Below are 19,340 nucleotides of genomic sequence, written 5' to 3' on the forward strand. Positions count from 1 at the left end.
AGCCTCTTTCTCCTGAGAGAAAGAGGCTTGATGGTGTGTATGCTCAAAGCCTCTCTTATCTCTCAGCACATACGTCTGATGGAATTAGCACCGTGCCCTATAAGACAATTGTCTTGGCGCGTTACTTGCTGCGCCCCACTTCACAGTGGTATTAACGGTCGGTTGCTGTTGGGGTCAAAAGGCCAAATCCCTCGCCCAACTCTCGATAAGAGAAATCAATATGTAATTGTTTCGTGTCTGTTTGCATTTCTTAATTCAAGATATTATCAGAGCTGCGCTTTACATGTCAATCTTTTTTCAAAATTGCTTTACAATTCATAAAACAATCCATTACAGTGATTGTATTGTTACGTAACTTGAATAGAAGGTGAAGAAATGGAATTCCAGCAATCAGATGTGTTGAAACAATTACCGAAACAATTTTTTGCGTCCCTTGTCCAAAAGGTGCAGAAAAAAGTGCAGGAAGGGGCAGATATCATTAATTTGGGGCAGGGAAATCCTGATCAGCCAACTCCTCCGCACATTGTAAAAGCCATGCAGGAAGCGGTAGCAAAACCTGAAAATCATCAATACTCCTCATTCCGTGGAACAGCGAAATTAAAAAAGGCCGCTGCCGCTTTTTATGAAAGAGAATATGGCGTTACGCTTGATCCAAAGACGGAAATTGCGATTTTATTTGGCGGGAAAGCAGGGCTTGTTGAGCTGCCTCAATGCCTGCTGAATCCGGGTGATACGCTTCTCGTCCCTGACCCAGGTTATCCTGATTATTGGTCAGGTGCTGTACTTGCTGGAGCTCATATGGTGACCATGCCACTTCTTGAAAAAAATGATTTTTTACCTGACTACGATTTGCTGCCTGAGGATGATAAGAAAAAGGCGAAATTAATGTACTTAAATTACCCCAACAATCCGACGGGGGCTACGGCAAGCCGTTCATTTTTTGAAGAAACCGTGACATTTGCGAAAGATCACAAGCTTTGTGTTGTTCATGATTTTGCATATGGCGGCATTGGATTTGATGGAGAAAAGCCGATCAGCTTTCTGCAAGTAGATGGAGCGAAAGAGACGGGAATAGAAATTTACACATTGTCTAAAACGTACAATATGGCAGGGTGGAGAGTAGGATTTGCAGCAGGTAATCCGTCTGTTATTGAAGCGATTGAGCTTTATCAGGATCATTTGTTTGTCTCGTTGTTTAAAGCCACGCAGGATGCAGCAGCGGAAGCCCTATTAAGCGATCAAACGTGCGTACGGGTGCAAAATGACCGATATGAGAAAAGACGGAATGTGTGGATAGCTGCCTGCAAAGAAATTGGCTGGGAAGTCAGTGCTCCAAAGGGATCATTTTTTGCTTGGTTAAAGGTGCCAGAAGGATATACATCTGAAGCCTTTTCTGATTTATTATTAGAAAAAGCGCATGTTGTTGTAGCGCCAGGTAATGGCTTTGGTGCTCACGGTGAAGGGTACGTGAGAGTAGGGCTTCTAACAAGCGAGGAGCGGTTACAAGAAGCTGCTCAGCGCATCGCTGCCTTGAAGCTGTTTGAAAAAAAGCCATTGACAACATAAAAAAATGGTGCGATAATTCAGGCAATATTTAAGAAAATTGAATATTCTTATCAAGAGTAGGCAGAGGGACTAGCCCAATGAAGCCCGGCAACCGACTTCCATGAAGCACGGTGCTAATTCTTGCAGCAAGCGCTGAGAGATAAGATTCGGATGAATAACACGAAATAACCTCTTTAAGGCGCTCAAGAAGCACTTGAAGAGGTTTTTTTATTGAACATATGCATGATGCAATCGAAAGGGGATTCCTAGTGAGTGAATTACTGGCAACATACGTATTAACACATCGAGAGGATGAACAAATAAATCGAAAAGCGGAGCAGATCGCGCTTGGTTTAACAGTTGGATCATGGACGGATTTGCCTCAGCTCAAAAAGGAGCAGCTTCAAAAGCATAAAGGCCGAGTTGAAAAAGTATTAGAAAAGGCTGCTCCAGCCGAAAATGGCCTTTATCAATCAGAGGTGACCATTGCTTATCCTGAGGCAAACTTTTCAGCAGATTTACCAGCTGTTTTCACGACGATTTTTGGAAAGCTTTCACTAGACGGAAAAGTGAAGCTAGTCGATATCCAATTTTCTGAAGAATTTAAAAAAAGCCTGCCAGGACCGGCATTTGGAATTGATGGCATACGAAATAAGGTAAATGTATTTGATCGTCCATTATTGATGAGTATTTTTAAAGGTGTTATCGGCCGTGATATGCAGGATTTAAAAGAGCAGCTCCGTTTACAGGCATTAGGCGAGGTTGACCTCATCAAAGACGATGAAATTTTATTTGAAAGTCCATTAGCTCCTTTTGAAGAGCGAATCAAAGAAGGAAAAGAGATTTTAAAAGAAACCTATGAAGAGACAGGACACCGCACGCTGTATGCTGTCAATTTAACGGGCAGAACCTTTGACCTGAGGGATCGAGCGAGAAAGGCCGCTGAACTTGGAGCAGATGCGCTCTTATTCAATGTCTTTGCTTACGGTCTTGATGTCATGCAAAGCTTAGCTGAGGATCCAGATATTCCACTGCCTATTATGGCGCATCCCGCAGTGAGTGGTGCATTGACATCCTCTCCTGAATATGGATTCTCGCATTCTCTTCTTTTAGGCAAATTAAACCGATATGCTGGCGCTGATTTGAGCCTCTTTCCCTCACCTTATGGATCGGTTGCACTTCCGAAAAAGGATGCCCTTGGAATCTATGAAGCTTGCGTGAAAGAGGATACGGTTCAAAAAACATTCCCTGTCCCGTCAGCAGGCATTCATCCAGGAATGGTTCCAGTATTGATCAAAGATTTTGGAATTGATCATGTGATTAACGCAGGTGGAGGCATTCACGGACATCCGCGGGGAGCCATCGGCGGAGGGAAGGCATTTCGTTCGATCATTGATGCCGTGATACAGGAAGAGTCTATCCAAGATAAGGCGGCTTCCTGCCAAGACTTAAAAGCGGCACTTGATCTTTGGGGAAGGGTAGCAGAATAATGAAAAAACCAATTGTGTGTTGTGATTTTGATGGAACAATTACAAAAAATGATAATATCATCCGCATCATGAAACAGTTTGCACCGAGTGAATGGACGAAACTGAAGGATGGTGTCCTGTCAAAGGAAATTACCATTCAAGAAGGCGTCGGGCAGATGTTTCAATTACTGACAAGTGATCAGAAGGAAGCCATTCAATCATTTATTTTAGAGGATACAGAGATTCGAGAAGGATTTAAGGAATTTGTGGATGAGGTAAAAAAAGCAGACATTCCTTTCTATGTACTTAGTGGGGGGATGGACTTTTTTGTCTACCCCATCCTCGAAGGCATTGTCGATCGAGACGATATTTATTGCAATCATGCATCATTTGGGGAAGAGCATATTCAGATTGAATGGCCGCATGCCTGCGATACGCAATGTCAAAATGGATGCGGATGCTGTAAGCCCTCAATCATTCGAAACCTGACTCATGAGGATGATTTCATCATCATGATCGGAGATTCAGTGACTGATGTGGAGGCGGCGAAACATGCAGATCTTACGTTTGCGCGCGACTACTTGCTCAATGAATGTCAAGAGCTCGGGCTCGTACATAAGGAGTTTGACACATTTATTGATCTACACGCGCAATTTGTTCAAATAAAGGAAGTGAAGGAATGGCAGACGCAAAGAGCAAATGCTGGCAGGAGCTAGCAGACGTTAAACGTGAACTGGCCCAAAGAGACTGGTTTTTCGGAACAAGCGGTAATTTATCGATCAAGGTGTCGGATGATCCAATCACGTTTTTGGTGACGGCAAGCGGCAAAGATAAACGAAAAGAAACAAACGAAGATTTTGTGCTGGTAAACGCGGCAGGCCAGCCACATGATCCGAACGAGACGCTTAGACCATCAGCTGAAACACTGCTTCACACGTACGTGTATGAACGGACGAAAGCAGGCTGCTGTCTCCATGTCCACACCATTGATAATAATGTGATGTCAGAGCTGTATGGGGATAAGGGAGAGATTCGTTTTAAAGGCAACGAAATCATCAAAGCGCTTGGTTATTGGGAAGAGGATGCAGAAGTGTCGATTCCGATTATTGAAAATCCAGCTCATATTCCGCATCTTGCAGAGCAATTTGCCAAACATCTGACACTAGAGGCGCCATCTGGTGCTGTACTCATTCGCAATCATGGCATCACGGTCTGGGGAAAAACAGCCTTTGAAGCAAAACGAGTATTAGAAGCATATGAATTTTTATTTAGCTATCACTTAAAATTAGCGCTGTATCAACAGCAGCTTGTAAGATAAAAAGGAGGAAAAGCACATGGCGACGATTTTGATTCACAATGAAGAGAACACATTACTTGAGAACGAGCAAGAGGTTGCATCATATTTAGAAAACCAAGGGGTTATTTATGAGCATTGGGATATTGAAAAGCTGCCAAACCGTTTATCAGAAAAGTATGATTTAACCGATGAGGAAAAGGAAGAGATTTTGACTGTTTTCCAAAAGGAAATCCAAAGTATTTCTGAAAAAAGAGGGTACAAAGCGCAGGATGTGATTTCATTATCTGATGCCACGCCAAATCTTGATGAGCTGCTCCAAAACTTTAAACGTGAGCATCACCATACAGATGATGAAGTACGCTTTATTGTGAGCGGGCACGGAATCTTTGCTATTCAAGGCAAGGATGGCGTCTTTTTTGATGTAAGATTGAACCCAGGTGATTTAATTTCTGTTCCGCCAAACATCCGTCATTACTTTACACTTCAAGAGGATCGCAAAGTGGTCGCAGTTCGCATATTTGTCACAACTGAGGGCTGGGTGCCAATTTACGAGGAAGAAACGGTTTAATGATAGAGCTGATCATTCCGCATGAGGCGGAAGATCAGCTTTTTTTTAGGAAATTAGACATAAAATGTGAAAGAAAATAGTTGATTTTGATCTTCTGTATAGGATAAAATTCTGTTTAATCAATGTGACAGTCCTGTCCAAATTTGAAGTTTACCCCCAAATTTGATTGGGTAAAAGGTCTTTAGGCTGTAAAAAATTAAATAAAATAAGCATATTTAATTTAATTTACAAATAAAGTATAATTTTGGTGTCGGATCATTTTGAGCATAGACAGTCGAAATCATTGCGGGAGCTGAGATCATGAATATTTATGTAAGGAAAGAACAATTGCTGATGTCCATTGATGAGAAGAGAAAACAGATGGTAGAAGCTGCTCAAGTGGAAGGGTACACTGGTGAGATGACAATTAAATATAGTCAAGAACTGGACAACCTGATGAATGAGTATCAGCATCTTCTTTTTCATGAGAAACAATCTGCCCCCTCCTTTCATGATCTTGTGTCTCAAATGAGTCTTTTATCTGTGAACCGCCCCTCTTATTGACATGAAAAACCGGTCTTGCATAAGCAAAACCGGCTGACATCTTCAGCTATGCTGAGTGAGCAGAAGGAAGCATGATCATAACAGTCGTTCCTTTATTCACTTCGCTATGAATATCAATTGTTCCGCCATACATCGAAATGATTCGTTTACACACGACAAGCCCAAGACCCGTGCCTTTTTCCTTCGACGTAATAAAGGGGAGGAAGATGTGCTTTAACATCTCTTCTGGTATGCCTTCACCTGTATCCGCTACTTTAATGATGACATGTTCTTTTTCAGCTTCGATCACAATCTTCAAATGACCGCCGTTTGGCATCGCTTCTAAAGAGTTCTTTGCTACATTTAAAACGACTTGTTTAATATGATCCTTCGTGCAATACACGCCCACATCTTGAATCGTATTGATTTGTAGGTCCACTTCGACATTATAAAGGTTTGCCTCAGAGAAAACGATCGGCATGATCTCACTTACAATTTCTTTAACAGAGTTATTCTGCCATTTTTCTGCCGTTGGTTTTCCTAATACAAGAAATTCACTGACGATTTGGTTGATCCGTTTAATTTCTTCCTCGATGACAGAAAAATAGAGCTGATCTTCTTCTGAATGATACTTCTTTTGCAATAGCTGGATAAATCCGCTGATCCCAGTTAATGGGTTGCGAATTTCGTGTGCTGTACTTGCTGCGAGTGTTCCGATCAATTCAAGCTTTTGCGCTTCATTTTGATGACGCTCCTGCTGAGTTTGCCGCCTTAACACGATATACTGGACTAGTGTGAATAAAATATTTAATAAAATAAACGCACTGGATAAAGGGATGAGCATCACAGACAGCACTTCACTTGTTGAAGCACGCTGCGGAAAGACCTCCAGCTTCCAGCTGTTTTCATCTAAATATGTAGACACGGTGCTGCCGCCCTCAGGTACTGGCTGTGGACCACTTGTAAACACGACATGTCCATTTTGATTCAGCATTTTAAAATGAAGATCAGGATTCAATACATTCATAATATTTCTTAAATAATCAATTTGAATGGCGGCAATCAGCACATTGGTGACCTCTTCATTTTCATCGAGAACAGGCACACAAATGGAGAGAATCCGCTGTTTTGTAATTCGGCTCACATAGTTGTCTGTGATCACGGTCTGCTTGGTCACTTGAATGCGTTTAAAGTAATCTCTGAATGATAGGTTGATTTTTTCCTTTAACGGGGTGGTGCTTGCTGTTACATTTCCTTTTTTGTCTAGGAGATACAGACCTGAAAAACGAGGTTCTTGTTTATAAATTTTCTCTAGGATGTTTTGTACTTTTTTCGTCTCAACCGGCTGGTCAAATCCCATGGCAAGGGAAGTTAATCTCGCTTCTGTTTCACTTATTAAATAATTCATTTGGTTTTTGTGAATATTTAACATAAGTGTAGCGGTTTGTTTGTTCTTTAAATCGATTTTTTCAGTTTCTTTTTCGTAGATAAAATAACTAATGATTAGGGTTGGAAGCATGACCAAAATAAGGTAAAGTCTGATCTTCTTCCAAAACCCTTTGAGTATACTCATCATTCATCGCTCCAACGTATTACCTAATAGACTTATTATAGCATTGAACCTATCTTTATTACGATGACTTGTGTGATTTTTAAAAAATTAGGTGATTCGTTCTGGTCTCATTTTCGTGCTAAAGATGGATCAAAATGTTGACATTTTACTTATTGTTTATTAATGTCACATTAGTGGGTTGCATTTCATAAAGGATGATAAAAAATGGAAAATCATAATGTTGAAAAATCATTGAAATTATTTATTGTATTATCACGTGCCTATCGCTCAATTAATCATCACATGAACAAACATATTGTGAAGCACGGGCTGAATCCAACTGAATTTGCTGTGCTAGAATTGCTGTATCATAAAGGTGATCAGCCGCTTCAGCAAATCGGTGATAAGATCTTACTTGCAAGCGGCAGCATCACCTATGTGGTCGATAAATTGGAGAAGAAAGAACTCCTCAGCCGGAAGGCTTGTGCAGAAGACCGCAGGGTGACATTTGCGCATATTACAAAGCAGGGACGAGCTTTGCTTGATGACATCTTCCCAGATCATGCGAAAGAAATTCATGAGATGATCAGTGTCCTGAGCGAAGAAGAGAAAGATGCCTGCATCGATATGCTCAAACATGTAGGGCTGCGTGCAAAGCATTTATATGATCATCAAGAATAAATAAAAAGGAAGCCGCTGGCTTCCTTTTTTATTTCGCTTTTTTCTCAATCGGTAAAATGAGTACTTCTACACGCCGGTTTTTACTTCTGCCTTCTGCTGTATCGTTTGAGGCAATCGGTTTGAATTCGCCGTATCCTTTTGTACTAAAGTTCTCTTGATCTAGGTTGCTGTTTTCAAGAAGAATATTTAAAAAGTTCACAGCACGAATGGCGCTTAAATACCAGTTTGATTCAAATTCTGAATTTCTGATCGGTACATTATCTGTATGTCCGCTAATGACGATGTCACGAGCGGGATTAATGACGAGCAGCTTTGAGATTTCTTTTGCTAACGGGACATCCTGAGATCGAATAACTGCCCGCCCGGAATCAAAGAAGATACTATCCTCAATCGTAATGAGAAGTCCTTCATCCGTAAGCTTTGTTTCGAGCTTGGAACCAAGTTTTTTATTTGCAATGAATGAATCGACCTGCTGTTTGACCTTTGTGAGAACCGCTTGGTCTCGAGCCTTTGCTTTGGCTTCTTCATCTTTCTCTTCCTCGGCTGCTTTCTTGACTTGGTTGCTATGTTCAGTTTCTTCCGTGCTTTGCATGCTGGATTGATCCATGACACCAGTACCGCCAGTAAAAACAACATTAAAAGACTTAGCCATCTGTTCATATTTTGCCGCATCAATCGAACTAGATGCAAAAAGCACAATGAAGAGGGCGAGAAGAAGTGTCAGAAGATCGGCATAAGGGATAAGCCAAGATTCATCTACATGGTCTTCATGATCATGGTTTTTACGTTTCCTAGCCATTTTGATTTTCTCCTTCTTCAATGACAAGATTTGCACGTTCTTTTGCTGGTAAGTACATAAGAAGTTTTTGTTCAATGACTTTTGGAGATTGACCTTCAAGAACAGAAAGAATGCCTTCGATCATAATTAGACGAAGCTTTACTTCTTCCTTTGATTTACGCTTCAATTTGTTGGCAAATGGGTGCCATAATACATACCCGGTAAAAATCCCAAGCAGTGTGGCGACGAAGGCAGCACTGATTGCATGTCCAAGTGCTTCAATATCTCCCATGTTGGCAAGTGCTGCAATAAGTCCGACAACGGCGCCAAGTACCCCTAGTGTCGGAGCGTATGTACCAGCTTGTGTAAAGATTAATGCGCCTGACTGATGTCGTTCAGACATGGCATCAACTTCTTCTGTTAAAACGTCTCGAATAAATTCAGCACTTTGGCCGTCAACTGCCATGCTTAACCCGTTCTTTAGAAAATCATCATCGACTTCCTCAAGACTTGCTTCTAATGCCAAAAGGCCTTCACGACGCGCAATTTGTGCCCAGTTTGAAAATAGAGGGATCATTTCTTGAATCGTTGGAAGCTGGCTGTCTTTGAAAATTTTGCCGAACAATTTTGGTGTTTTCTTAATTTCACTAGAAGGGAATGCGATGACAACAGCTGCAACCGTCCCAACAATGATGATTAATATAGCCGCCGGGTTGAGAAGAGCAGTTAGACTCACACCTTTCAAAACCATACCGACACCTAGTGCAATAAATGCTAAAATAATACCAATTAACGATGTTTTGTCCATTATCTCACCAAATCCTTTAACTATCTTTTTCTATAGTTAATATCGGTGTGTTCTAGAAGGGTTTTAGTCAGAATATAAAATTAAGACAGTTTCTGTGAAGAATTTTTGACGAAAGCGCTTTCTGTATATGTAAAAAGAAGAAACTCCCTCTCATATAAAGGGAGTCTCCATCTAATCATTTTGTGCTGGTTCATCTAAATGAAGCAGCTCTTTTAGTTTTTCTTCATACATGATTTTGACAAGATCGTAGCTCCAATTCATCATGTGATCCACCTCTTTTTCTTTTATCGTAAAGGAAAAGAGGCGGGGGAGCGTCAGCGTTCAGATGGAACTTAGCCGCCGCAACATGATGGAGGTGCATATCATCCTGAAGGTGTAGTTATCCTTTTTTTACGACGATTTCGTCATGTTCAACATCCACAGTAAATCCAGAAAGCTGCTCCTCTTCAAGCAGGATCTCTGTCATTTGATCTTCAACGTGCTCTTGGATGGTTCTTCGAAGTGGACGAGCACCAAATGCAGGGTGATATCCAAGCTCTGCGATTTTTTCTTTCGCTTCATTTGTGACATGGACTGTTAAATTCTGCTCTTTTAATTGCTCTGACAGCTCATTAAGCAGAAGATCAACAATCTTCACTAAGTCCTCTCTGTCTAGTGAATCAAATTGAATGATGCTATCAAAACGGTTCAAAAATTCTGGTTTGAAGTAGCTGCTGAGCGAATCAATGAGTGATTGTTCCTCAATCGCTTCGTCCTGATCAGACTGGAAGCCGACCTTGACCGTTTTATCTGCGCTGCCTGCGTTACTTGTCATGATGATGACTGTATCTTTAAAGCTGACAGTTCTGCCTTGGCTGTCTGTTAAACGCCCATCTTCCATGATTTGAAGGAACATATGCTGTACATCTGGATGTGCTTTTTCGATTTCATCCAGCAAAATGATGCTGTAAGGTTTTCTGCGCACTTTTTCAGTCAGCTGGCCAGCTTCATCATGTCCAACATAACCAGGAGGAGAACCGATGAGTTTGGACACAGAGTGTTTTTCCATGTACTCACTCATATCTAAACGAATGATCGCATCTCTTGAGCCGAATAATTCTTCAGCCAGCGTTTTAGACAATTCGGTTTTCCCGACACCTGTTGGTCCAACGAAAAGGAAGGAGCCTGTCGGTCTATGTTTCGATTTTAATCCAGCTCTGCTTCTTTTCACGGCTTTCGCCACTTTATCAACCGCATGCTCCTGCCCAATTACTCGTGCTTTTAGACGGACATCAATTTCTTTCATTTTGGTTTGTTCGTCTGCTTGTAGTTTGCCGACAGGAATGCCTGTTTTTTGTTCCACAATGGCCTGAATGTCCTCTGCTGTGACGATATGCTCTTTGTCAGTTGTTTTGTTTTGAAGTCTTGCTTCAATGGCTTCTTCTTCATCGCGAAGCTTCGCTGCTTTTTCATATTGTTCTTCTTTTAGCGCAGCCTGTTTTTCTGCGGCAATTTGCGCAAGTCGGTTTGTCAGTTCATCTTCACTTGCTGCATCAATGGAGAGGTTCGCTTTTGAACCAGCTTCATCCATTAGATCAATGGCTTTATCCGGCAAATGTCGGTCTTGAATATACCGGGAAGATAATTGAACGCACGCTTTGATGGCTTCATCTGAATAGGTGACACCATGATAGGCCTCGTACTTCTCTTGAATACCTTTTAAGATGTCGATCGCTTCATCTGGTGTTGGCTCATCCACGATAACGGGCTGGAAGCGTCGTTCGAGTGCAGCATCTTTTTCAATTTGGCGATATTCTTTTAATGTCGTCGCACCTACTAGCTGCAGTTCGCCTCTTGCAAGGGCTGGTTTTAAAATGTTTCCAGCATCCATTGATCCTTCTGCAGATCCTGCGCCCACAAGAAGGTGGATTTCATCTACAAATAAGATGATATTTTTACGGCTCTGCAGTTCTTTAATTAACTGCTTCATTCTTTCCTCAAATTGACCGCGTACACCTGTGTTTGCGACAAGTGAAGAAACATCTAATAAATAGATTTGTTTGTTCTTTAATTTATTTGGTACATCGCCGCTGGCAATTTTCAGTGCGAGTCCTTCTGCGATCGCTGTTTTTCCAACACCTGGTTCACCAATAAGAACAGGGTTATTTTTATTTCTTCTATTTAAAATCTCAATGACTCTTGCGACTTCTTCATCACGGCCAATGACTGGATCAATTAAGCCAGCATTTGCTCCATCTGTTAAGTTACGGCCAAGCTCATCGAGTAAGCCTTTTTGTTTTGGCTGCTCCATGTTTGGGGCATGACCTGCCTGCTGAGAGAAGAATGAACTTCCTCCAAAAAGCTGAGGTCCCATTTTCATTTTTGACTGCTCCATCAAAGAGGTATAGCAGTCTTCACATAAAACCATTTGGCTCCGGGACGAATTTACTTGCATATTCAGGCGAATAGTTGCTTCATTTACTTGACAATGTTGACAACGCATTTGCCATGACCTCCTTAAAATAAAGTTTGACTTTATTTGACCAATGAATGTTAAAGAAAATGGTCTGTTGTTTGACCATCTTTGACTATAGTATACTCTGACCTATTTTGACTTTCAACTGTTTTGCTCAAAGACGGATAAAAATCCTTTTTTGCATTTAATCATGGTTTGTCCTTCTTTTCAAGGAACTTGTCTCATAGGATAAAAAAGAGACAATCGAAAGTGATGGGTGCGGAGGGGTCACATGAAACGTTCAAATGAATCCGCTTTTCAGCTTGCCTTTGTATATGTAGGAACAGTGGTTGGAGCTGGGTTTGCGACAGGAAAAGAAATCGTAGAGTTTTTTGTTCGTTTTGGCTGGATTGGACTATTAGGGATTCTGATTAGCGGTGTTATTTTTACTGGCCTTGGTGCAAAAATGATGCTGATTTCGAAACGAATCAAAGCAGAATCTTATCAAGATATGAACCGGTTTTTATTTGGCGCAGCTGCGAGTCGATATATTAATATTGTGATGTTTTTTATTTTACTCGGTGTTACCTCAGTCATGATTTCAGGTGCAGGGGCTATTTTTGAAGAACAGCTTGGCATATCCAAGGAGTATGGGATCTTTTTGACGATCATTCTGAGCGTCATTGTACTCTTTAAAGGTTCAAAAGGACTATTTGGTGTTAACGTCCTTGTCGTTCCAATGCTGATTTTCTTTTCATTGATTGTGTTTCTTGATTCATTTGTTTTTAGCAGCAGTGAAAGTTATGTTCTTGCGCTGCAAATGGGTGAGGGCGAGTGGATACTATCAGCAGTGTCCTATGGTGCCTTTAATTTAGCACTGTCACAGGCAGTGTTAGTACCCGTTGCAAATGAAATGACCTCTGAAGCAGTCATTAAAAAGGGAGCGGTGCTTGGGGGCGTCATGCTGACACTCATTTTGCTTGCTTGCTTTTTATCTCTTTCTTCATTAAATATGCTGGAGGCGTTTGATATTCCAATGGCCCAGGTGGTGTATCAAGTTGCAAACTCCATTCATCTCATTTATTTATTTGTCATCTTCGGTGAAGTTTTTACATCCGTCATAGGCAATTTATACGGGCTGGAGAGACAAGTAAGGGCATATATCCGAATGAACAGCATCTTTACGATATCCCTTATTCTCATATGCTGCTATGTGATTAGTAAAATTGGTTACGGTACACTGATTTCAACAGTTTACCCGGTTTTTGGCTATGTCAGCATCTTTTTTATTCTCTTTCTTTGTCTAAAAAAAGTGCCTGAACCGCTAGGTAAGTAAAGAAAGGATAGCCTGCATGAAAAATATGTGGTACACTATCATCTGTGAAAATTGAACAAAAATCCGTGAAGACGGGAGAGGTTCTAGCAAAACCCTCTATAAAAAACTAAGGACTTGCCGTATCCTTGGATGTGGCATTTTTTATTTTTTATGGCTGGGACACCTCATACACATGTAAAGGTGTCTTTTCTTTTGAGAAAAATAGGGGTTTTCAGGAGCCTTTCAGATGCAGTGTTGTACGCATCTGCAAAAGGAGGAGAACAGAAAATGAAAAATGAAAAAGCAGTCGTTGTCTTCAGCGGGGGACAGGACAGTACGACATGTTTATTATGGGCACTTCAACAATTTGAAGAGGTAGAAACAGTGACCTTTCATTATAATCAGCGTCATCAAGAAGAAATTGATGTCGCCAAAGGAATTGCTGACAAGTTAGGTGTGAAGAATCATCTATTAGATATGTCTCTTTTGAATCAGCTGGCACCTAATGCTTTAACAAGAGATGACATTGACATTGAGGAAAAAGAAGGAGAGCTTCCTTCCACATTTGTGCCAGGAAGAAACTTAGTGTTCTTATCCTTTGCCTCTATTTTGGCGTATCAAATTGGAGCAAGACATATTATCACGGGTGTTTGTGAGACAGACTTTAGCGGCTATCCAGATTGCCGTGACGAGTTTGTGAAATCTTGCAACGTCACAGTGAATTTAGCAATGGAAAAACCATTTGTGATTCATACGCCACTGATGTGGCTGAATAAAGCAGAAACATGGAAGCTTGCAGATGAGCTCAATGCACTGGAATTTGTGAAAAATGAAACGCTCACTTGCTATAACGGCATTATTTCTGATGGCTGCGGGGAATGTCCTGCGTGTAAGCTGCGGAAAAACGGCTATGACACTTATATGGAAATGAAGGAGGCAAAATAAATGCTTTCTCAAATCTATCCACAAACCGATCATCCATTTTCATTTGAATTGAATAAAGACATGCATGTATCGGCTGCCCATTTCATCCCACGAGAAGATGCGGGCGCATGCAGCCGTGTTCATGGTCATACGTACACCATCAACATCACAATTGCGGGCGACGACCTAGATGAATCGGGTTTCCTTGTCAATTTTAGTACATTGAAGAAGCTCATTCATGGGCAGTACGATCACACGCTGCTCAATGATCACGAGGAATTCTCATCAAACGATCGATACGCGATGCCAACCACTGAGGTGGTGGCAAAGACCGTATATGACAAAGTCGCAGCGTATTTATCGACTTTAGCGAACAAGCCAACATGTGTTCAAGTCTTTGTCAGAGAGACACCAACAAGCTATTGCATTTACCGTCCGAAACGAGTTGAGATCAATGGCTAAAGCGATTCCTGTATTAGAAATCTTCGGTCCAACCATTCAAGGAGAAGGAATGGTGATTGGACAAAAAACGATGTTTGTCAGAACGGCTGGCTGTGACTACTCTTGCAGCTGGTGTGATTCATCCTTTACATGGGACGGCTCAGCGAAGCATGATATTCAGTGGCTTGAGGCAGAAGACATTGTCAAAGAATTAAAAAGAATAGGCGGACAGGCTTTTTCTCATGTCACCATTTCAGGAGGAAACCCTGCGCTTTTAAAACAAATGGAATCCCTCATTGATTTACTGCATGAAGAGGGGATCGATACAGCGCTTGAAACACAAGGGACGATGTATCAGGAATGGTTTTTGAAAATTGATGATTTAACCATTTCCCCTAAGCCGCCAAGCTCGAATATGAAAACAGATTTTACGAAACTAACACGTATCATAGATGAGCTGAAAAACGGAAATAGATTGCAGCATGCAAGCCTGAAGGTCGTGATCTTTGACGATCGTGATCTAGCCTATGCGAAGGATGTTCATGCGAAATACCCTGAGCTTCCTTTTTATTTGCAGGTAGGAAATGATGACACGACGACAGGTGATGATGCGTACTTATTGACGCATTTATTAAAAAAATATGAAGCGCTTGTAGATCAAGTCGCACAAGATCCAGACTTAAACCGTGTAAGAGTGCTGCCACAGCTGCACACGTTATTGTGGGGAAATAAACGAGGCGTATAGAAAGGAAGAGATGTCATGACGACAAGAAAACCAGAAGAATTAGAAGGTGTCACGTTACTAGGAAACCAAGGAACCAATTATTTGTTTGATTACGCACCACAAGTGCTTGAAACGTTCCCAAATAAACATACAAATAGAGATTACTTTGTGAAATTCAACTGCCCAGAATTTACATCACTATGTCCGCAAACAGGACAACCGGATTTTGCAACAGTTTATATCAGCTATATCCCAAATGAAATCATGGTCGAAAGTAAATCCCTAAAATTATATTTGTTCAGCTTCCGTAACCATGGTGACTTCCATGAGGATTGTATGAACATTATTATGAACGACTTAATCGAATTGATGGACCCAAGATATATTGAAGTTTGGGGCAAATTTACGCCAAGAGGCGGTATTTCAATTGATCCGTATACGAACTATGGGAAACCTGGGACAAAGTATGAAGAAATGGCATCGTATCGTATGATGAACCATGATATGTATCCAGAAACGATTGATAATCGCTAATAAATAGGAAAAGACATGCCAGATGCATGTTTCAGCGTGTAGACAAACCCTCGCATTCGTTGTCAGTCCTGCGCTCCGGTGCTCACGAATGTCAAATTCGCTCCGCTCCGGTTCTCGTCCTTCCTAGACTGCAAAGGTTTTCTATCACGCTGAAATGAAGACAAAGGGCTAAAATCAAGCATTTTAGCCCTTTGTCAACAATCTGAGACATGCCAGATGCATGTCTTTTTTTATGGGATTGTAGCGATTTAATCATAAAAAAGAGAAGAGTCATGTCACTCTTCTCATACGAATGGGAATAGAACTTGCTAGGACGGCTGGGGGCTACCAGCTCGTAAATATATTATACATGACAGAACGTATGTTTGTAAAGATGAATCATGCTTTTTTTGCTTATCTCATTTGATTTAAGATAAAATAGGGGTATTGAATGGTAAATGGAGGCGTTGGATTTGGCAAACAAAGAAGAGCGGGCAGAGCAGCTGCTAATGGAGCTTAGAGAAGAGCTTCAAATGCTTGAACATCAAAACAAAGAACGGTATAAATGGAGTGCCTCCACATTGCTTGGAGTGATTGCCCTCTTGATTGATAAAGGAGTGATCACCCCTGAGGAAGTCGAGATGTACAAGACGAAGGCGGAAATGCAAACCTTTCATACGCAAAAAGACTGACCCCTCTTTAAGTGGTATCAGTCTTTTTCATATGTGATTGTTCAAATAGAGCAAAGTTGTCAAACGAGCCAAATTTGCTTTATATATACGTATGTACCGAGCGTCTGTATTGAGGATTGCAAATTAATGTACGGAGTCTTTGATGATTTTATAGTTTTTATGATTAACGACTGTTAGTGAATCCAGTTCTAAATCTCTATAGTTGTCCATAATGGTGACATCCACAATGACAGAGTTTTCATTCACTTTTTCAACTACACCTGTTAAACCATTTCTAAATTCGATCACATTTCCAATTTTTGCAATCTTCAACCGATCCCTCTCCTTTAAAAACAGATTTCATTCCCTATTAAAAAGTATTTTGCAATATTTTCATACCAATGTAAAGGATAAAGACGTTTTTGTTTTGTTTTCGTTGTATGCTCTTCTAACGAATGGTATATTTAATATTTGATCATGGCTGAAAAGGAGCGATTTTTTTGACTGAAGAACAAATCCTCACAATCATCGAATCTTTACGGAATGGGACGGAAAAACAGGTGACCATCCAAAAAGATGACTTTTTAACGTTTCGTTCTGTATTGGTGAATCAAGATGATTTTAAACATTTTCGCGGAATCGCCAAACATGGTGGAGATGTTATTTTTGAATATCTTACAGAAGCAAGAAGCTAAAGCTTTTTCTCATTGATGAGAGAAAGCTTTTTTATTTTCGTTCTTTTGTCACACTTCAAACCACTTTGATACATATGAAAAGAAAATGTAATAACCCATAAACAGGAGCATAAGGATGATGATAGGTGAAAAAGGGACCTTTTTAAGCGCTAACAATTCCATTTTATGTGCGCAAAACTAGGACATGCCATTTAATGACTGAATTTGGACAGGCATGTAAATCTTTGTGCGTGAAAATAGAATGAGGTCTTGTTAGAGTGGACAAGTATCTTACAGCCTACTTTGATTAAAGGAGGAAAAAGGCGAATGATTAAAATTCATACAGCTCTTTTTGTCATCCTTATGCTGGTTGCAGCAATGAAGATGGACAATATACAAGAGCATCAAGGCACATTAAGTCACGAACTTTCACAAGCACCTGTTAAACATCAGCTTTCATATATAGATCAAGGTCACGATCAAGTCATCCCAGCATTTTCTGAAGAGAAGCGTCAGCCAAAAGTGAAAATGCTAAGTACGTCAACAGAAGAAAAGTCTTCAAAACCGAAGCAAAAGAAAAAAGTAAAATCTGAAACGACGAATAAGGCAAGCGGCAAACAGTATTCTAATGAAGAAATGGACTTGCTTTCTCGATTGGTTCACGCTGAAGCGAAAGGTGAATCTTACGAAGGGAAAAAAGCGGTGGCAAGCGTTGTTTTAAACAGAGTAGAGCATCGTTCTTTTCCTGACAGCGTGAAAGGTGTGATTTATCAGCGAAATGCTTTCCAGCCAGTATCGAATGGAAGTATTCGTGATAAGGCAGATCAAGATTCCATTAAAGCTGTGAAGCAGGTAGTAAAAGAGCATGACAGAACAACAAAGGCTATTTATTTTTATAATCCAAAAACGGCAACAGATCATTGGATTCGTTCCCGCAAAATTGTAGAACGCATCGGACGTCACGTATTTGCCGTATAAAGAAAAAGAGCGATCAATGAGATTGCTCTTTTTTTGTCTTCAATTATTAAAATATTTTTTGGACTTGTCTCATAGAATGTGAAAAGAATTTGCTTTAGACAAGGGGAGGCTACATGAATCGATTTGTAAAAGGGGTCATTCTGCTATCTGTCGCAGCTTTTATTGCGGAGTGTATCGAGTTTTTAGTCAATATGATTTTAGCGAGAGAGCTTGGAGAACATGGAATGGGTTTATATATGAGTATCCTTCCAATCATCATGCTTGTCCTTGTGATCGCCAGCTTAGAGCTGCCAGTCTCCATTTCTAAATTCATTGCAGAATCACATGAACGTCTCCACAAAAGTATGCTCCGTCATGCCTTTAAAATGACGCTTGTGGTGACAAGTACAACAACAGGTATAGCAGCCATTGTACTGCCTTTCATTCCAGTGTTTCAGTCGTATCATCCGCTTATGAAGGGCCTAGTGCTGTCACTTATCCCGATTATTGCGTTTACCTCCATTGCCCGCGGCTACTTTATGGGAAAGCAGCAAATGGGCAGAATCGCTCTAGCCAATATGATGAAGAAAACAATCCAGCTGATCTGCTTATTTTTGTTTTTTCATTGGTATTCGTTTGATATTGAAACAGCAGTACTCATCGCCATCGGTGTCATTGTTGCGAGTGATCTTGTCGTCTTTATTTATTTATACTCCCAATACGTCATGGCGAAAAATGCTGTGAATGTCAGGTCTGTTGAATTAAGAGGGATTGATGTGCGAAAGCGCCTATTAGCCGTTTCTATACCGACAACGGGCATGCGCATCTTTCATGCGATCGCTAATGCGGTTGAACCATTTTTAATCAAAGGAGCGCTCGTTGCAGCAGGCATCTCTGGAACACTTGCTGTTGATCATTACGGCATGCTGGCTGGTGTCGCGATGTCGATCGGTTTTTTCCCAGCGTTTATCGCTCATTCGATCATGATTGTGATGATTCCGAGTGTCTCTGAAGCCTATGCTTTAGGTCAGTATGATCTTGTGAAAAAACGGGTCAGACAGGCGATTCTCATAACGTTTGGATACGGGGTGCCGGCAGTGATGGTCATGTATTATTTTGCTTACCCGCTCACACAGCTCTTTTTTGATTCACCGCAAGCTGCTGTCTATTTACAGCTGCTTTGGCCATACTTTTTATGCCACCTGTTTGTGATGCCGTTTCAAGCGTGTTTAATCGGTATGGGGCTCATCAAAGATGTGTTCCTACATAATATATGGGTGCATGTCGTTTCTTTTTCTATGGTGTATTTCCTCGGTTCAATGGAAAGCTTGAATATGATGGGGGTCATTTTAGGAATGAACACAGGCATGCTGCTTTTGACTGCCCTGCATTATGCGACGATTTGTAAGGAGCTCGGCGTTTCAATGTTTCTTACATTGAAAAAAGCTTGAATGTCATCGCCATCGA

The 19,340-nt window shown here is 40.9% G+C and carries 21 protein-coding genes and 3 riboswitches; of the genes, 16 read left to right on the forward strand and 5 right to left on the reverse strand.

The genetic code is table 11. From position 1 onward, the window contains the following. Positions 1-53: 53 nt before the first annotated feature. A riboswitch (SAM riboswitch) is annotated at positions 54-211 on the reverse strand. A 164-nt stretch (positions 212-375) separates the two neighbouring features. The 6 genes from ACN6NB_RS06320 (at position 376) to ACN6NB_RS06345 (ending at position 5,422) form a co-directional block, all read left to right on the forward strand. Further along, complete coding sequence (locus ACN6NB_RS06320) at positions 376-1,566, forward strand: pyridoxal phosphate-dependent aminotransferase (protein ID WP_039178065.1); 1,191 nt, start codon at positions 376-378, stop codon at positions 1,564-1,566. A gap of 44 nt (positions 1,567-1,610) precedes the next feature. Further along, positions 1,611-1,712: riboswitch (SAM riboswitch) on the forward strand. 102 nt (positions 1,713-1,814) lie between these two features. Then, positions 1,815-3,035 carry a 2,3-diketo-5-methylthiopentyl-1-phosphate enolase gene (gene mtnW, locus ACN6NB_RS06325; RefSeq protein ID WP_144491163.1) on the forward strand — a complete coding sequence of 407 codons (1,221 nt, stop codon included), beginning with the start codon at positions 1,815-1,817 and terminating at the stop codon, positions 3,033-3,035. After that, positions 3,035-3,730, forward strand: a complete 696-nt coding sequence (locus ACN6NB_RS06330; protein WP_039178068.1) for a 2-hydroxy-3-keto-5-methylthiopentenyl-1-phosphate phosphatase — start codon at positions 3,035-3,037, stop codon at positions 3,728-3,730. The genes mtnW and ACN6NB_RS06330 overlap by 1 nt, the downstream gene beginning before the upstream one ends. Continuing rightward, the gene (locus ACN6NB_RS06335; protein ID WP_126681744.1) at positions 3,694-4,332 is read left to right on the forward strand and encodes a methylthioribulose 1-phosphate dehydratase; all 639 of its coding nucleotides are present in this window, start codon (positions 3,694-3,696) and stop codon (positions 4,330-4,332) included. Before ACN6NB_RS06330 ends, ACN6NB_RS06335 begins: the two co-directional genes overlap by 37 nt. Positions 4,333-4,348: 16 nt before the next feature. Then, entirely contained in the window at positions 4,349-4,879 is a 531-nt protein-coding gene (locus ACN6NB_RS06340; RefSeq protein ID WP_024426834.1) for a 1,2-dihydroxy-3-keto-5-methylthiopentene dioxygenase, read from the forward strand. Between the two features lie 300 nt (positions 4,880-5,179). Further along, entirely contained in the window at positions 5,180-5,422 is a 243-nt protein-coding gene (locus ACN6NB_RS06345; RefSeq protein WP_039178071.1) for an aspartyl-phosphate phosphatase Spo0E family protein, read from the forward strand. Positions 5,423-5,468: 46 nt separating this feature from the next. Here the strand turns inward: ACN6NB_RS06345 and ACN6NB_RS06350 are convergent, their stop codons facing one another. Beyond that, positions 5,469-6,974, reverse strand: a complete 1,506-nt coding sequence (locus tag ACN6NB_RS06350) for an ATP-binding protein (RefSeq protein WP_058838975.1) — start codon at positions 6,972-6,974, stop codon at positions 5,469-5,471. Positions 6,975-7,178: 204 nt separating this feature from the next. Here ACN6NB_RS06350 and mhqR point away from each other — a divergent pair, with 204 nt between their 5' ends. Further along, the gene (mhqR, locus tag ACN6NB_RS06355) at positions 7,179-7,634 is read left to right on the forward strand and encodes a MarR family transcriptional regulator MhqR (RefSeq protein ID WP_034281539.1); all 456 of its coding nucleotides are present in this window, start codon (positions 7,179-7,181) and stop codon (positions 7,632-7,634) included. A gap of 28 nt (positions 7,635-7,662) precedes the next feature. On the opposite strand, the gene motB is transcribed toward mhqR, so the two are convergent. The 3 genes from motB to ACN6NB_RS06370 form a co-directional block, all read right to left on the reverse strand. Then, a complete protein-coding gene (gene motB, locus ACN6NB_RS06360) occupies positions 7,663-8,433 on the reverse strand; it encodes a flagellar motor protein MotB (RefSeq protein ID WP_039178076.1) in 771 nt (256 codons plus the stop codon). Next, on the reverse strand, positions 8,426-9,220 hold the full coding sequence (gene motA, locus ACN6NB_RS06365) for a flagellar motor stator protein MotA (protein ID WP_024424680.1): 795 nt from the start codon (positions 9,218-9,220) through the stop codon (positions 8,426-8,428). Before motA ends, motB begins: the two co-directional genes overlap by 8 nt. A 379-nt stretch (positions 9,221-9,599) precedes the next feature. Then, positions 9,600-11,702, reverse strand: a complete 2,103-nt coding sequence (locus ACN6NB_RS06370) for an ATP-dependent Clp protease ATP-binding subunit (protein WP_058838976.1) — start codon at positions 11,700-11,702, stop codon at positions 9,600-9,602. 244 nt (positions 11,703-11,946) lie between these two features. Between ACN6NB_RS06370 and ACN6NB_RS06375 the strand changes: the two genes are divergently transcribed. The 6 genes from ACN6NB_RS06375 to ACN6NB_RS06400 all read left to right on the forward strand — a co-directional run bounded on the left by ACN6NB_RS06375 (position 11,947) and on the right by ACN6NB_RS06400 (position 16,263). Next, positions 11,947-12,990 (forward strand): YkvI family membrane protein, encoded by a 1,044-nt coding sequence (locus ACN6NB_RS06375; RefSeq protein ID WP_151284238.1) that lies wholly within the window; start codon positions 11,947-11,949, stop codon positions 12,988-12,990. Positions 12,991-13,061: 71 nt separating this feature from the next. Continuing rightward, positions 13,062-13,106: riboswitch (PreQ1 riboswitch) on the forward strand. Between the two features lie 151 nt (positions 13,107-13,257). Beyond that, the gene (gene queC / locus ACN6NB_RS06380) at positions 13,258-13,914 is read left to right on the forward strand and encodes a 7-cyano-7-deazaguanine synthase QueC (RefSeq protein ID WP_126681749.1); all 657 of its coding nucleotides are present in this window, start codon (positions 13,258-13,260) and stop codon (positions 13,912-13,914) included. Then, complete coding sequence (queD, locus tag ACN6NB_RS06385) at positions 13,915-14,355, forward strand: 6-carboxytetrahydropterin synthase QueD (RefSeq protein WP_047202222.1); 441 nt, start codon at positions 13,915-13,917, stop codon at positions 14,353-14,355. It abuts the gene before it with no gap. Next, the gene (queE, locus tag ACN6NB_RS06390) at positions 14,348-15,079 is read left to right on the forward strand and encodes a 7-carboxy-7-deazaguanine synthase QueE (RefSeq protein ID WP_047202223.1); all 732 of its coding nucleotides are present in this window, start codon (positions 14,348-14,350) and stop codon (positions 15,077-15,079) included. Before queD ends, queE begins: the two co-directional genes overlap by 8 nt. 15 nt (positions 15,080-15,094) lie before the next feature. Further along, entirely contained in the window at positions 15,095-15,592 is a 498-nt protein-coding gene (gene queF / locus ACN6NB_RS06395; RefSeq protein WP_003211403.1) for a preQ(1) synthase, read from the forward strand. A 452-nt stretch (positions 15,593-16,044) separates the two neighbouring features. Beyond that, positions 16,045-16,263, forward strand: coding sequence for a hypothetical protein (locus tag ACN6NB_RS06400; RefSeq protein ID WP_039178087.1), 219 nt, complete (start codon positions 16,045-16,047; stop codon positions 16,261-16,263). A gap of 123 nt (positions 16,264-16,386) precedes the next feature. Here the strand turns inward: ACN6NB_RS06400 and ACN6NB_RS06405 are convergent, their stop codons facing one another. Continuing rightward, positions 16,387-16,575, reverse strand: a complete 189-nt coding sequence (locus tag ACN6NB_RS06405; protein ID WP_003211747.1) for a YkvS family protein — start codon at positions 16,573-16,575, stop codon at positions 16,387-16,389. 167 nt (positions 16,576-16,742) lie between these two features. Here ACN6NB_RS06405 and ACN6NB_RS06410 point away from each other — a divergent pair, with 167 nt between their 5' ends. The 3 genes from ACN6NB_RS06410 to ACN6NB_RS06420 all read left to right on the forward strand — a co-directional run bounded on the left by ACN6NB_RS06410 (position 16,743) and on the right by ACN6NB_RS06420 (position 19,324). After that, the gene (locus tag ACN6NB_RS06410) at positions 16,743-16,937 is read left to right on the forward strand and encodes a hypothetical protein (RefSeq protein WP_039178090.1); all 195 of its coding nucleotides are present in this window, start codon (positions 16,743-16,745) and stop codon (positions 16,935-16,937) included. Between the two features lie 306 nt (positions 16,938-17,243). After that, positions 17,244-17,894, forward strand: coding sequence for a cell wall hydrolase (locus ACN6NB_RS06415; RefSeq protein WP_144491165.1), 651 nt, complete (start codon positions 17,244-17,246; stop codon positions 17,892-17,894). 113 nt (positions 17,895-18,007) lie between these two features. Continuing rightward, on the forward strand, positions 18,008-19,324 hold the full coding sequence (locus ACN6NB_RS06420; RefSeq protein ID WP_039178095.1) for a polysaccharide biosynthesis protein: 1,317 nt from the start codon (positions 18,008-18,010) through the stop codon (positions 19,322-19,324). The last annotated feature ends 16 nt before the right edge of the window (positions 19,325-19,340 follow it).

The sequence above is a fragment of the Bacillus sp. 11B20 genome (assembly GCF_056098985.1).

Excerpts from the sequence above, each read along its gene's own strand:
- ACN6NB_RS06340 (WP_024426834.1), top strand. The coding sequence starts at position 4,349 with ATGGCGACGATTTTGATTCACAATGAAGAGAACACATTACTTGAGAAC.
- motB (WP_039178076.1), bottom strand. The coding sequence starts at position 8,433 with ATGGCTAGGAAACGTAAAAACCATGATCATGAAGACCATGTAGATGAA.
- ACN6NB_RS06375 (WP_151284238.1), top strand. The coding sequence starts at position 11,947 with ATGAAACGTTCAAATGAATCCGCTTTTCAGCTTGCCTTTGTATATGTA.
- queC (WP_126681749.1), top strand. The coding sequence starts at position 13,258 with ATGAAAAATGAAAAAGCAGTCGTTGTCTTCAGCGGGGGACAGGACAGT.
- ACN6NB_RS06345 (WP_039178071.1), top strand. The coding sequence starts at position 5,180 with ATGAATATTTATGTAAGGAAAGAACAATTGCTGATGTCCATTGATGAG.
- queE (WP_047202223.1), top strand. The coding sequence starts at position 14,348 with ATGGCTAAAGCGATTCCTGTATTAGAAATCTTCGGTCCAACCATTCAA.
- ACN6NB_RS06420 (WP_039178095.1), top strand. The coding sequence starts at position 18,008 with ATGAATCGATTTGTAAAAGGGGTCATTCTGCTATCTGTCGCAGCTTTT.
- ACN6NB_RS06350 (WP_058838975.1), bottom strand. The coding sequence starts at position 6,974 with ATGAGTATACTCAAAGGGTTTTGGAAGAAGATCAGACTTTACCTTATT.
- ACN6NB_RS06415 (WP_144491165.1), top strand. The coding sequence starts at position 17,244 with ATGATTAAAATTCATACAGCTCTTTTTGTCATCCTTATGCTGGTTGCA.
- queF (WP_003211403.1), top strand. The coding sequence starts at position 15,095 with ATGACGACAAGAAAACCAGAAGAATTAGAAGGTGTCACGTTACTAGGA.
- ACN6NB_RS06370 (WP_058838976.1), bottom strand. The coding sequence starts at position 11,702 with ATGCGTTGTCAACATTGTCAAGTAAATGAAGCAACTATTCGCCTGAAT.
- queD (WP_047202222.1), top strand. The coding sequence starts at position 13,915 with ATGCTTTCTCAAATCTATCCACAAACCGATCATCCATTTTCATTTGAA.
- ACN6NB_RS06335 (WP_126681744.1), top strand. The coding sequence starts at position 3,694 with ATGGCAGACGCAAAGAGCAAATGCTGGCAGGAGCTAGCAGACGTTAAA.
- mhqR (WP_034281539.1), top strand. The coding sequence starts at position 7,179 with ATGGAAAATCATAATGTTGAAAAATCATTGAAATTATTTATTGTATTA.
- ACN6NB_RS06320 (WP_039178065.1), top strand. The coding sequence starts at position 376 with ATGGAATTCCAGCAATCAGATGTGTTGAAACAATTACCGAAACAATTT.
- motA (WP_024424680.1), bottom strand. The coding sequence starts at position 9,220 with ATGGACAAAACATCGTTAATTGGTATTATTTTAGCATTTATTGCACTA.
- ACN6NB_RS06330 (WP_039178068.1), top strand. The coding sequence starts at position 3,035 with ATGAAAAAACCAATTGTGTGTTGTGATTTTGATGGAACAATTACAAAA.